This window comes from bacterium, from assembly GCA_022616075.1.
Lineage (GTDB): Bacteria > Acidobacteriota > HRBIN11 > JAKEFK01 > JAKEFK01 > JAKEFK01.
On record JAKEFK010000164.1, the window covers coordinates 16,065 to 29,582 of the forward strand.

Consider the following 13,518-nt stretch of genomic DNA (forward strand, 5'->3'; position numbering starts at 1 on the left):
AAGTATGAGCATGGCATTTCGTCGAAAATGCTCTGCAAACTACGATAGAAGCAGAGCATTTACTTTCCTTAACAACTCCTGATTACGAGTAACACTTTTTGGTGTTTTTGTGAATTTTGCTATTGTAAATGCTCTGCCACTACATTACATAAGATAAGAGGTGTTTTATGTTAGCTGGAATTTTCTATTTACTTTTTTCTCTTACCACAGTGGCGTCTTCACAGAATTGCTGCTTTGTGCATCCGAATTACGCCGGAATCTGCGTTGTCGAGCCTGCCCCGGGCGAAAGTTGCGCATCGATTCTGGATTATCTCAACTCTCCCGGAACTGCAGGGAAAACGTATTGCGGTGGTACACCCATCCGCGGCGGCTGGAGTCAGACACGCTGCAAGTAGCTCCTAGTTACATTTATCCAGCCCAAACTTATCTACGTTTTTAACGCAGATGCACGCATAATCGCCTCCCTCGATAGCAAGCGGCTCTCCGCCAGGGCCCTTAACGAGGGTCCACATGGGTGTTGCTGCTTTTTTATCAATAAAAAAGAGTAGACATGCGCAACTGTTTTTCTTGTCATCACTGCATTCCGTCGCTTTGCTGGCTTGAGTAGGGGCTATAGTGTCCCTACCTCTTATTTTCGGCTTTTTACAAGTGATCGCGTTTTTGTTCTCGGCGAGCTGCCAGGTCTGTTTCTGCGTGGTTTGATTAGCCTTCTCTGTCTGTTCTTCCGGGCAACATTTCTTATCGGCCTGAACTGGTTTAGCACACTTTGTGTACGTTTTGATGGGAAAACCGTTGAACATCGTGTCTGCATTCTGAGCATATAAAACGTGGAGGTTCCCAATCCCCGAAGTAAAAGCAAAAGCGAAAGCTGTAATCGCGATGAGAAATCTAAAATGCTTTTGGATATTGTTCATAACACTTTCCTCCTTGTTCTCCCTTAGGACAGCTAATGACAAAATCTAAAAAAACATTTCAGGGCGTATCTAAGTTGAGATAGAAATTGGGTTGATGTAAATTAGGAATCGCACTCCAGCTTAGAATTCCTGGGGGAATTCATGAATCGTTATGGCTGCTTTTTAGCCTTCCTCCTTCTGATTCCTGCAGCTCTGCCCGCACAACAATTTTCTTTGCAACTTGGCGAATCGATGGAAAGGGAGATTGTGACCGGCGAGACTCATGAATATCGATGGACCTCCTCTGCCGGAGAGTTCGCTCATTTTGTTGCGAGACAGAAAGAGAATGATCTGGCCATGGTTATCACAATCAGGTCCTCTGACGCCGCGACCATTGCGGAAATTTACAGTCCGGTTTCGCCCCCAATTCCAGTTCCCATTTCGGTTCTGCCCCAACTATCCGGCGAATACAAATTAGAAATCCGCTCGCTCGAAAAGGATCGAGAGCCGCGCCGGTATGAGATCAGCTTTCGGGAATTACGGGAGGCAACACAGCAAGACACAATTCGCGTCAACGCGGAGAAAGCGATGCTGGAAGCAGAGCGATTGCGAAGCACAGGAACAAAAGACTTGATTATCAAATCGATGGAATTCTATCAGCAGGCGCTTCCCTCCTATCGAGAACTGAAGGATGCAACAGGTGAAGCAATTGTACTGGCCGGACTGGGCCGAAGCCATGATGCATTAGGTGAGAAAAAGAAGGCGTACGATCTATTTCAACAGGCTGTTGTCATCCAGCGGAGGATCCAGAATCGTAGCGGGGAAGCAAATATTTTGAATTATATGGGACTCGTCCATGATTTTTTGGGAGAGAGACCGGATGCGCTCAAGCTTTTAAACCAGGCGCTGGAAACTGCGCGCCAGGCTCAAGATCGAAGAGCGGAAGCCCTTGCGTTAAACAATCTGGGGCTTGTGAATCACAATATCGGAGATAGCCAGAAAGCGCTGGAATACTACGGCCAGGCTTTGCCGTTGCATCGGGCAATCAAGAATCTCCGCGGTGAATCCACCACGTTGAACAATATGGGAACGGTTTATCTTTCCATCGGCGAAAAACAAAAGGCGCTTGAATGCCTGCAAAAGTCTCTTGAAGTTCGCCGTCTAATTGGCGATCCTGCACCGATTGCAATCGGTCTAAACAACATCGGAGCCCTTTACTATTCAATCGATGATTTTCAAAAGGCTCTTGAATATTACCATCAAGCTTTGCGCCCCTACAAAGAAGCCGGCGACCCGGCGGGTGAGGCTATCCCTTTGCATAACATAGCGCGTGTCCATCAGTCCGTGGGAGAGTACCAGGAAGCTCTACGCTTTTTTAAGCTGGCTCTTCATTTACAGCGTTCCGTGAGGTATAGAGCCGGAGAGGGAGTGATTCTTTCGCATATCGGTCAGGTTTACAGTTTAATCGGTGATCAACCTAAGGCGCTGAATACATTTCAAGAGGCTCTGGAGATTCATCGTGAAACGAAGAATAGTTCCGGCGAAGCCATGGTTTTGACGAATCTAGGTTCTGTTTATGAGTCATTGGGACATAAGCAAAAAGCGCTCGAGTATTTCCAGAATGCTCTCGCGCTCCGTCGCACCGCTCAGGACCGTCACGGTGAGGGGATCGCACTGAACCAGATCGCACGAGTTCAACTGTCGTTGGGTGATGCGCAAACGGCACTCGACTTGTGCGAAAAGGCGCTCCCTTTGATGACCAGTTCTGGGAGCCGGCGAGGGGAGGCGCTTACTCTCGATTGTCTGGGTTCAGTAAAAGCATCGCTTGGCGAACCGCAAAGAGCCGTGGAGCTCTTCGATCAAGCGAGCGCAATATTCCATTCAGTAGGTGACCTTCGAGGCGAGGCCACCTCGCAGCAAAACGCGTCCAGGATCGAACTGAATAGAGCTAATTTTGTAGAAGCAAAGCGTCGATTGGAATCCGTTCTCACGATCGCAGAATCGCTCCGGAGCAAGATGTCGAGCCCCGATCTGAGATCGCTCTACTTCGCGTCGATACGTGATTCTTACGAGCTTTACATCGATGCGCTGATGCAACTGCATCGGGGCGATCCTTCGCTGGATCTGCATGCTGCCGCGCTGCATGCTGCAGAGAAAGCGAAGGCCCGTACACTCCTGGAAATGTTGGCTGAGGCGGGAGTCGATTTCAGGCAAGGTGTCAGCATAGATCTGCTTCGGAAAGAGAATCATCTCCTTAAAGTTTTGAATGCAAAAGCTGAACGGCAAATGCGTTTGCTTGGTGAGAGGGAGAAAACAAAAGACCTCATGACGCTCGCAAAAGAGATAGATGCGCTCACGAGTCAGCATCGGGATCTGCTGGCAGAAATCCGATCCGCGAGTCCGTTTTATGCCGCCATAACCCATCCACAACCGCTAAACGTTCAGGAGATTCAACATCAAATTTTGGGTCCTGATTCGGTCCTTCTGGAATTTTCCCTTGGAGAAAAAAGAAGCTATCTCTGGGTTGTTTCACAGAATCATCTGGAAAGTTTTGAGTTGCCTGCCCGGGACGATATCGAAAAAACAGCAAGGAAGTATTACGATGTGATCCGGTCCAACGGCGATCTCAAAGAAATAGCACGGGCTGGAACGAAACTAAGCAGGCAATTATTTTCCAACGTCAAATTCCCGCAACAGAAACGGCTTTTGATTGTTCCAGAGGGCGTTCTGCAGTATGTGCCTTTTTCAGCGCTTCCCAACCTGGAACAAGAGATTGTGATTCTTCCTTCTGCTTCTGTCTTAGCTACGTTGCGGCGCGAGCGAACGAAGGGGACAAAAACACTGGCTGTTTTTGCTGATCCGGTTTTTGAAAAAGAAGATCCGCGGGTTGCGGAAACTGGCAATGCTTCTACAGAACCGATGGAGAACGAGGCGCTGCTCCGATCTGCCGAAGATTTTGGAATTGCCGGGAAGGTGATATTTTCTAGACTCATCGGAACCAGAAGAGAGGCTGCCGGCATGACTTCTCTGGTTGCGCCGGACCAGCGAAGGGAGGCTTTGGATTTTGAAGCGAGCAAGGCACTCGCGACAAGCGATGAAATTTCGAAATACCGCATCGTGCATTTTGCGACTCATGGCTTGCTGAACAGCAGGCATCCGGAACTTTCCGGGCTTGTGCTTTCGCTTGTGAATGAAAAAGGTGAAGCACAGGATGGGTTTCTGATGCTGCAAGAAATCTATAACCTGAGGCTTGGGGCGGAACTCGTTGTTTTGAGCGCGTGTCAGACGGCTCTGGGCCAGGAAATGAAAGGAGAGGGTCTGGTAGGTCTGACGCGCGGGTTTATGTACGCAGGTGCTTCTCGTGTGGTGGCGAGTCTTTGGAAAGTCGACGATAAGGCAACTTCACAGATGATGAAATATTTCTATACGGCGATGCTCGGCAGTCAGCGGATGCGGCCGGCCGCTGCTATGCGCGCAGCTCAGAAAACGCTTCGGAATCAAAAACGGTTTGAATCTCCTTATTACTGGGCAGCTTTTGTGCTGCAAGGCGAATGGAGATAAATGCTTTACCGCAGAAAAGACCGGACCTTATCTCAAGAAGCTTTCGATAAACTTCTGGCCTGTCTCGATAACGATCGCGAGAAAGCGGGCAAGAAATATGAAACCATTCGCGGAAAACTCGTGAAGTTTTTCGAATGGCGCGGTTGTTCGCTTGCAGAAGATTATGCAGATCGTACAATCGATCGTGTGGCCGCCAGGCTGCTGGAAGGAGTGGAGATCTCTCCGGTAAAGCCGTATCTTTATTTTCATGGCGTCGCATTGAATTTGCTCAAAGAATACTGGAGAGAACCACAAAAAGAGTTGCCTTCTTCTCAGTCAATGGATCAGAAATCCTCTCCACCTAAAGAAGGGTCGCAGAATGAGAGACTGCAGGATTGCATGGACCGTTGTCTGCAATCTCTTCCGCCGGAGACCTGTTATTTGCTTTTCCAGTATCACCAAGCCGAAGGAAAGAACAAAGAGCGCAGAAGGAATCTGGCCAAAACAATTCGTGTACCATTGAATGCTTTACGGATTCGCGTTTACCGGATACGTCTTCAACTGGAAGATTGCGTAAAAAAATGCCTGCAACAAACGGAAAAGTGAAACGGTTTTTTCATAAATGTCATTAGAATTTAGATGCGTGTTTTGTAACGCAGGAAATCCACCATGAGCGATAACCATATATCAGATGACAGGCTGATCCGTTATCTCCTGGGGGACCTTCTTGAAGCAGATCAATTGAGCGTGGAGACTGAATTTTTTCAGGACGATGTAACGTATGAGAAGCTACTTGCTCTGGAAGACGAGCTGATGTATGACTACCTGAGCGGGAAATTGCCATTGAATTACCGCGCTCGATTCCAAGAACGTTTTCTTACTTCTAAAAAAGGACAGAACAAACTTGAATTCGCTAAAGCCTTGAATCAGAAAGTCTTTAGCATACCGGAAGCAAAAGTTACTTCCTCTAAACGAAATCTTCTTTGGGCCCTGGCAGCGGTTCTTGTCCTTGGCACTTTTACGTGGTTGATACTGCAGATACTGCATTTGCAGAATCAATTTCGAGAAGTGCTTACGGCACAAAATGATCTTCAGCAAAAGTGGAAAATGGAACGAAAGCCTTTGCCGCAAAATTTGAAAAGTGGGGAACCGATAACTTTGAGATTCTTGCTGAAATCCGGGAGGGTAAGGTCTTCAGACGAAAACCGGCAGTTGCTGATTTCCTCGCAGGCCAATCATGTACGTCTGGAATTGGATGTAAAGAATAGAACGAAGTTCAAAATGTTTCGTGTGGTTCTCCGCAACGCCGGAGGTCAAGATATCTGGAGCCAGGAAGGCGGATCTCCCAGCGTAAATCTGCCGGCCAAGATTCTTGCCACAGATGATTACGAACTGTCTTTGTCTGGTTCCACAAACGGAGAATTCGAAGAGATTGCGGACTACTATTTTAGTGTGATGAGAAAGTAGCCTAATCGTCGCCGAACTGGCATCGTTCAAATTTGCTTCGCCTTTCCAGTAATTTACATAAAATCCGGCATTCTTGAAATGTTTCCTGGTTTTCGATCATTAGGTTTTGGCAGGAGGCCTTATGTATATTGGTCTTATTCAGTTAGTAGTTACTCTATTCATTGCAGCCTTTGTCCCAACTTCGGGTCTTGCGCAGGTTCCTCCATCTGTAGTAGTTGTAAAAACTAACCAAATTTGCCTGGAAGAAGCTCTCTGGCTCGATCCAGTTGGCGATCTCAGGAATCCGGAAGCCAAAAGCTATAGAGTCTCAAGTTCAGCTCCATCCGTTGCATCTGCGAAGTTTTATGCCCCTCGAAAAAATGATCTCGTTCCTCAACTGGTCATTACGGGAAGAGTTCCTGGCGATGTTGTTGTCACGGTTTCTGTTTTGCCGCCGGCAGAACCGAAGTCTGGACAAAAAGTCTTTAACAAAGCGGTCTACCTGATACAAGTTACTCCCTGTAACTTCCCGAAAAGCGCGATTCAAGGCGCGGAAAACTATGTCGAGGTTCCTGGTGACACCTTGCAAATAACCGTCGCTCCGGAGGCGTTAACCGAAGAGAGCGAGTCTGTGTCTCGCCAGTTTCGTGCAATGCTTAAAAAAACGATAGCAGTCGCTCGCTTTGAAGATAATTCCCCATCTTCAGGACTGATTGGCTCAGGAATGGCCGATCAACTCGCGGATGCTCTAGTTCAAAGCCGCAAGTTTGTAGTGATTGAGCGTCAACTCTTGCAGGACATTTTAACAGAGCAGGATTTTGCAACGGGCGGCAGAGCTGCAGCTTCAAGCACCGCTCAAAAGGGGAGGCTTTTGCCGGCGCAGATTTTGATCAAAGGCGCAGTAACTGAATTTGAAGCGGAAAGGCAGAAGGGAAACACGGGGATTACGATCAGCGGGATAAGCTTGGGATCCAATAAAGTGATGGCCCACGTGGCGCTGATCCTGAGACTCATTGATACAACTTCCGGACAGGTTTTAGATTCGGTGCGAATGAGAGCAGAGGTGCAAGACAAAGGATCAAAAATTAACGTGAATGTAGGGCCGGTGCAGTTGGGGAAAGAAGATTTCAAAAAGACGCCGTTAGGAAAGGCGGCCCAATTTGCCATCGATTGGGCTGTTTCTGAAATTATCCTGAGACTGGAGAAGGTTCCTTTTGAAGGAAGGATTATTAAAGTGGAAGGCGATACGATCTATACGAATATTGGAACGAGAAATGGAATCAATGAAGCTATGTTGTTTGATGTTTTTGAGCCGGGTGAAGAGCTTGTCGATCCTGTAACAGGGGAAAGTTTAGGATCAGAAAAATCGAAGATCGGAACGCTAAAGATAATGACTGTTCAAGAAAAGTTTTCCAAAGCTTCCCCGAAAAGCGGTGGACCTTTTAAGGTCGGGATGATTTTAACAGAATGACACATAGGAGATTGTCATGAAATTCAAACGTTCTTGTACTTTCTTTTTTCTGTTCTGCCTGTCAACCGTTTGTCTGGCAGCTCCGGAAAGGCCCTGCGCGAACGGAGAAGTCAGAGTGCGCCATGCCTATTCCGAATGCAATAAGAAGGATGGCTTCTGGTACGTTGTCGAAGACAACTATTATGCATGTCCTCCCAAAGGAGCCATTAAAAAATATCGAGTGGCGGAGATTAAGACGGCCCAGAAATGCGGTGATGGACAACCTCGTCCGAAGATCGCCGGCACAACTTTCAAGGCTCTTTCAGCAGATGATAGCTGCGTGTCTGCCAAGCAAATCGGATCGATCGTTATAGCTGAATGCATCGGTGATTCCTGGGCTCTATTGACCTATGACCTTTACGAATGCCTGGACAAGAGCCGTCGCATTTCCATCCCGGCAAGTGGAATTCAGCAGACGACGACTCCTTGTCAGAAAGAACCTCCTGCGCCAAATGTCAGGTAAACCGGCTTTCTTTGCTGTCATTAAAAGAATGACAGCAATATGCGGTTGTTTGTGAGCATGCTATCGTCGGCTCTTTGATACTCGTCTAATACCGCTCCGGCTATTCTTGCTTGCAGGAGTGGTGATATGAAAACTTTCGCAGCTGTTTGTGCAGTTCTCATCCCCTTCCTTTTTGATCCTGCCCAGATAAGAGGAGAAAGCGCTGATCCCTTGATTCAGAATGTCGTGCAGAACCTGAAGCAGGACATTATGATTCTGGCGGAATATGGCGCCCATCAACGGATTGTCACGACAAAACTAACGGAACAGGGAACGCCCAATAGAGTTGACGAGAAGAATTTCCAGACAATCTGGGTTCACAACAAGCCGAAAAACGAGCTGGTCGCCGTATCTTGCAAAGAACTGGATGCCAGGACCGGCAAAGCGCGGCGTTGTTACGATGTCAGAAAAGCAAATTCAAAACAAAATTCGAAACCGGGCAAAATAGAGTCGGAAATCAAAAAAATCCGTTGGACCGAGCTGTACAAAAATTTCAAATTTACCCTCCTCCCCAAAGAAGGAGAACACCATGTGTTTTGTTTCAGACCGAAAGAGAAAGGAATATCTCCTAGCAATAGAATTGAAAAATTATTGACAAGAATGGCGGGAAAAGTTTGGGTCGACAATGAGTTTAATGTGGTGCGGGCAGAAGCAAAACTGGTGAGTCCTGTTTCCTTCGGTCTTGGAGTTGCAGCAAAGGTCCATCATATCGGAATTCAATACCGCCAGCAGGCATTTGAAAACGTCTGGCTGCCCTCATCTCTCAGTGTGGATTTCAAAGCAAAGGTTGCGCTGCTTCACACGGAAAGACAGCGCATCGAAGTTCTCTGGAGCCAGCCCTACCGCAAAACCGATGCGATTTGGGCGCACGCAAATCCGATTCCAGTCTCAAAGGCATCTACTCGTCGTTGAGATAAGTTCATGAAAAAGAAAATCCTGCTTGTTGAAAATGATACGGTGCTTGCTGTACTGACAAAATTGGAGTTGGAAGATCTTGGCTATGACGTGCCGCAAATTGCTTCCACAAGTGAGAAAGCGATTGAGATCACGCTAGAAAAGCGACCGGATCTGATTCTTATGGATGTCAAGCTGGACAGCAAGATGGATGGCGCAGAGGCGGCTGAGCAAATTCAGAATCATATTCGCATCCCGGTAATTTTCCTCACTGGTACTTCAGATTCGGAAACAGTCGAAAGATGTCTTGCTTCGAAACCGTATGGGTATCTCAAGAAGCCCTGTCGCAGGGAAGATCTTCAGGAAGCAATAGAACAAGCTTTTTTTCAAGAGAAACTTCTGCATCGCTTGAAAGAGGAACAGATAAAAGATGATCTGTTGCGTGATTCCTTGACCGGTCTCCCCAATAGGATTGTGGTTCAGGAGCGAATCAGACAGGCGCTGGAAGAGGGACAACCATTCGGGCTTCTCCACCTGGATATCGATTGCATTAAACAAATAAACAACATCCTGGGGCACGATCTGGGAAATAGAGTTCTTCAGTTGTTTGCCGCAAAGCTCGAAGCATGCAAACGTCATGGCGACTGTGTGGCAAGACTCGGGAGCGATGAGTTCGCGGTATTTCTGAACCGTGTGGAGGGTGCTCAGGATGCGCTCGATCACGCAAGTCACATTCAATTTTTGTTGAAATCACCACTGGTGGTGAATCTTCAGGAACTGTTTGTAACTGTAAGTATCGGCATCGTAACTGGCGGCACAGGTTACCTGAATGCGGAAAATGTATTAAGGGATGCAGAAACCGCCAGCCAGAGGGCGAAAGCTTTAGGAAAATCCCGCACTGCTGTTTTCGACCGGACACAGAATTCCCAAATTCTCGAGCTTTTTCATCTGCAAAACGATTTGCGCAAAGGACTTGAGAGGAACGAGCTGGCTGTTTTCTATCAACCGATTGTTCAACTGGATACGAACAGGATCAGCGGTTTTGAAGCTCTTGTGAGATGGAATCATCCGCGACTCGGTCTGATTGGCGCAACCGAAATCATCCCTCTCGCACAGGAAAACGGCTTGATGCTGCCGATTGGGAAGTGGGTTTTGGAGGAGGCTTGCAAGCAACTTGCCGAGTGTCAAGACACGTTTGATTCTTCGTTGTCGATCCATGTGAATCTGTCTGCAAAACATTTATTGGAGGAAGACCTGGTTGGGGAAATCAAGCGCATTCTGAATGAAACAGGAGTGCCGCCAACAAATCTGAAAATAGAGATCACCGAACATTTCGCCATCGACTATTCGGAATCGGTTCTGAAAACTCTGACGGAACTGCAAGCGTTGAATATTGGTCTTCAAATTGATGACTTTGGCACAGGCTATTCTTCGTTGAGTTATCTCCATCAATTCCCAATCGACGCCTTGAAAATTGACCGTTCTTTTGTGGAACGCGTAGATGCGGATTCAGGAGCCACTGAAATTGTCGGTATGATCGTGAACCTGGGCAAAAAACTAAATCTGAAGATCATTGCCGAAGGTGTAGAAACAGAAGAGCAGTTGGACCAGATTCAGCAAATGGGATGTGATCAAGTGCAAGGGTATCTTTTCTCAGTTCCCCTGGAGGCTCATAAAGCATTTCAGTTGCTGACTGAATTCAACGCCGATGGCTTTCATCCTTCCGAACCTTTCGCCGCATAAGTAACCCGCGTCACTACACTATATCGGGAATTACCACCACAAAGTATTTGCCTCGCGCTCCATCCTGTCCGTCCTTTGCTAACCCCAGAATTCGAAGTGGAGGTGAGTATGCCCGAAAGAAGGAAAAGTCGGACGCTTTAATGCTCGGGACAATGGATCACACTATTCACATTCTAATCGGTGCGCTGTTCTTGATTGGTGTGCTTATCACAAAAGCAGCGACACCATAATAAGGAGGTTCATCATGGCGGCAACGATTTGGAATGGACGGATTACTTTTGGATTGGTATCCGTGCCGGTGAAATTATTTCGAGCAGTTGAATCGCATGATTTTCATTTCAATCTGCTCCATGAATCTTGCCGCAACCGCATCCGTCTTCAATATTATTGCCCGCATCACGGTCGTGTGGTGGAGCGTTCGGAATTGGTGAAAGGTTTCGAATATGAAAAAGGCAAATATGTGTTGATTGAAGCGGAAGAATTGGAACGGATCGAGCCGGATTCCAGCACGAACCTTGACATTGAACAGTTCATCGATCTTTCAGAAGTCGACCCGATTCATTTTGAAAAGACATACTACGTTGGGCCGGCAGAAGAGGGAACGGAAAAAACGTTTGCGCTGCTTGCTACTGCAATGGAAAAGAAAGGACGTGCTGGAATCGGCAAATTGTTTATGAGGGACCGGGAGTATCTGGCGCTGCTGCGTCCGGCACTGGGTGGATTGGTCCTTCAACTGCTCCACTATGAAGATGAAATTCGCAAAAATGTGCACAAGGTCGATAAAGGAAAGGTCAGAGACAAAGAATTGGAGCTAGCTGAACTGCTAATTGACAATCTCACGGAAGAATTTCATCCCGAGCGCCATAAAAACGAATCTATTGAACGAGTGGAAGAGCTGATTGAGTCCAAGGTTAAGGGACGCAAGCTCACCGTATATCGTTCAAAACCCAAACCGGTCGTCACGGACCTCATGAAAGCTTTGGAGCAAAGTTTGAAGAAAACCGGCGGTGGAAAGAAGCCAGTGGCTCGCGCCGGTCAAGGCCTGCCGATTCCAAACTATGACAAACTTTCGGTTCAAGAGGTTTTGGGGCAACTAGAAGAGCTTTCTCCGAAAGACTTGCAAAAGATTCGAACTTATGAAGAAACACACAAGAAACGAAAGAGCTTAATGACTCGCTTGAAACAAACCGCTTAAAATGCCTACGACCCCCTTCCTCTATCCGTATTTCTTGCCGTGGGGAAAGAAATACGGATAGAATGGAGCTTGAGCGGTTGGAAATGTCACGGTTTTCATACGTCCCGTGGCATTTGCAAAAAAGCAATTGCTTCTACTGCGGAGGAATAGAACGATGAATAGAATGATCGTTGTATGCTTACTTCTGCTTTTCTTTGTAGCTCTTGGGCATGATGCAACAGCCGTTAATTTTACGATTACAGTGAACGTGAAAGGGAGCGGGAAGGGAGTCGTAACCGGCACCGCTGGGGCAAGTACAATTATTAATTGCGGCGCCGGAGCAAATACTTGTTCCAACTCGGTTCTATCCGGTAGCCAGATAGCGCTAACGGCAACTTCTCAGCCGGGATTTCTGTTTTCTGGCTGGTCTGACCAGGTCGGGTCAACGACAGCATGTACCGGCACCACGAGGGTCTGTAATATAACTCTGAACGCAAATTCGGCGATCACTGCCTCATTTGAACCATCATCGTTATCGTTCAGTGTGTCTATTGGTGGTAATCAAAATGGCCAGGTCATAGGACTTCATGGTCAAAGCGGCGCTACCGTCATTAATTGCGGAAAGGGAGGCCCGGGAATTTGTTCCACGACACAGCCTTACGGCGCTCAGATTAATCTCGTTCCATCAACGGGTACCGCGTTTGCTGTCTGGTCGAATGGAATAGGGTCAGCGAGTATCTGTAATGGTAAAACCGATATCCATTGCAATGTCGTTCTGAATCAAAATTCATCCATCCGGGCAAACTTTAGTCCCCTTTCCATCACGGTGACAGTTGGGGGTCCCGGAAATGTTTCCAGTACGCTCAGAACCGGCAGCACGATCATCAATTGTGGAAATGGTGGATCCCAATGCACAAACACAGTTACTTTCAATTCCAACGTAACTCTTACGCCCACCGCGGCAGCGCGTGCCTCCTTTGTTGCCTGGGGGAACGGCACAGGTTCAACGAGCGTTTGTAACGGCAAGAATACTCCCTGTACCTTTACGGTCAACGCTGACTCATCCGTGTCGGCACAATTCAAGTGAGCATGAGCCCATTAACAGGAGGTTCGAAATGGAGAATAAGTTTCGCTACCAAATCGTTGTTGTTTCGGCCACAGCCACCCTGTCGATTCAAGCGATTCGGTGAGAAGCTACTATTCATATGCACGCTCTTGATTTTTTCGCCTCCAGAATTACTTGCCCAGACCTGCACCTCCGCACTCGACATTTTTAAGGTGACTTACGATGGAAAGCGGCCCGATGGGTCTGATGATGTGAAGGTAGATATAAGACAATCACAATTGAATAACCCGTGCGTGTTTGCGAAATCAATCTTGGTAATTGTTAAAGTGTTCCGACCGAGCGGACATACAGATTCAGTCACCGAAGCGATTCAAGTTCCTGTGTCAGGCAGCACTTTGCATTTTTCAGTGCCAAGAGGTGCCCTGGAAAAATCTCCTGAAAGGTATGATGTCAGTTTAAATCCGCCTGATGCAGTAGTTGGAGTTAGGAATCCGCTTGATGGAGTATTTGGCTTTATTCTAAAAGCGAGCGATGGTCAACCGTCCATCGCGAATCAACCATGTTTGCCAAAGATACAGGTCAACAGTGTCAGGGCCATCGGACAGAGTGCCGGAAAGGACCTGATTGAGGTTCTGTCTCAGATCATTCCCGGTTCACCACCTCAGAATCCGGAAATTTTTGATCGATTTCAGTTGTCACCTCTGTACTGTCGCCAGCAGTACGATTTTTTGGATCTAGCAGTGAGTTGAG

At 47.4% G+C, this 13,518-nt stretch carries 12 protein-coding genes; 11 read left to right on the top strand and 1 reads right to left on the bottom strand.

What is annotated here, in order from left to right; all coding sequences use genetic code 11:
- Positions 1-167: 167 nt before the first annotated feature.
- On the top strand, positions 168-395 hold the full coding sequence (locus L0156_12865) for a hypothetical protein (GenBank protein ID MCI0603890.1): 228 nt from the start codon (positions 168-170) through the stop codon (positions 393-395).
- 3 nt (positions 396-398) lie between these two features.
- Here the strand turns inward: L0156_12865 and L0156_12870 are convergent, their stop codons facing one another.
- Entirely contained in the window at positions 399-914 is a 516-nt protein-coding gene (locus tag L0156_12870; protein ID MCI0603891.1) for a hypothetical protein, read from the bottom strand.
- A 141-nt stretch (positions 915-1,055) separates the two neighbouring features.
- Here L0156_12870 and L0156_12875 point away from each other — a divergent pair, with 141 nt between their 5' ends.
- The 10 genes from L0156_12875 (at position 1,056) to L0156_12920 (ending at position 13,517) form a co-directional block, all read left to right on the top strand.
- On the top strand, positions 1,056-4,454 hold the full coding sequence (locus tag L0156_12875; protein MCI0603892.1) for a tetratricopeptide repeat protein: 3,399 nt from the start codon (positions 1,056-1,058) through the stop codon (positions 4,452-4,454).
- The gene (locus L0156_12880; protein ID MCI0603893.1) at positions 4,455-5,039 is read left to right on the top strand and encodes a hypothetical protein; all 585 of its coding nucleotides are present in this window, start codon (positions 4,455-4,457) and stop codon (positions 5,037-5,039) included.
- A gap of 63 nt (positions 5,040-5,102) precedes the next feature.
- A complete protein-coding gene (locus tag L0156_12885; protein MCI0603894.1) occupies positions 5,103-5,900 on the top strand; it encodes a hypothetical protein in 798 nt (265 codons plus the stop codon).
- Positions 5,901-6,021: 121 nt separating this feature from the next.
- Positions 6,022-7,350 (top strand): CsgG/HfaB family protein, encoded by a 1,329-nt coding sequence (locus L0156_12890; GenBank protein ID MCI0603895.1) that lies wholly within the window; start codon positions 6,022-6,024, stop codon positions 7,348-7,350.
- 16 nt (positions 7,351-7,366) lie between these two features.
- Complete coding sequence (locus L0156_12895; protein ID MCI0603896.1) at positions 7,367-7,852, top strand: hypothetical protein; 486 nt, start codon at positions 7,367-7,369, stop codon at positions 7,850-7,852.
- Between the two features lie 126 nt (positions 7,853-7,978).
- Complete coding sequence (locus tag L0156_12900) at positions 7,979-8,803, top strand: hypothetical protein (GenBank protein ID MCI0603897.1); 825 nt, start codon at positions 7,979-7,981, stop codon at positions 8,801-8,803.
- A 9-nt stretch (positions 8,804-8,812) separates the two neighbouring features.
- Complete coding sequence (locus tag L0156_12905) at positions 8,813-10,528, top strand: EAL domain-containing protein (protein ID MCI0603898.1); 1,716 nt, start codon at positions 8,813-8,815, stop codon at positions 10,526-10,528.
- Between the two features lie 244 nt (positions 10,529-10,772).
- Entirely contained in the window at positions 10,773-11,723 is a 951-nt protein-coding gene (locus L0156_12910) for a Ku protein (GenBank protein ID MCI0603899.1), read from the top strand.
- 154 nt (positions 11,724-11,877) lie between these two features.
- Positions 11,878-12,789 carry a hypothetical protein gene (locus L0156_12915; GenBank protein MCI0603900.1) on the top strand — a complete coding sequence of 304 codons (912 nt, stop codon included), beginning with the start codon at positions 11,878-11,880 and terminating at the stop codon, positions 12,787-12,789.
- Positions 12,790-13,094: 305 nt separating this feature from the next.
- Positions 13,095-13,517, top strand: a complete 423-nt coding sequence (locus L0156_12920; GenBank protein MCI0603901.1) for a hypothetical protein — start codon at positions 13,095-13,097, stop codon at positions 13,515-13,517.
- Position 13,518 lies beyond the last annotated feature (1 nt).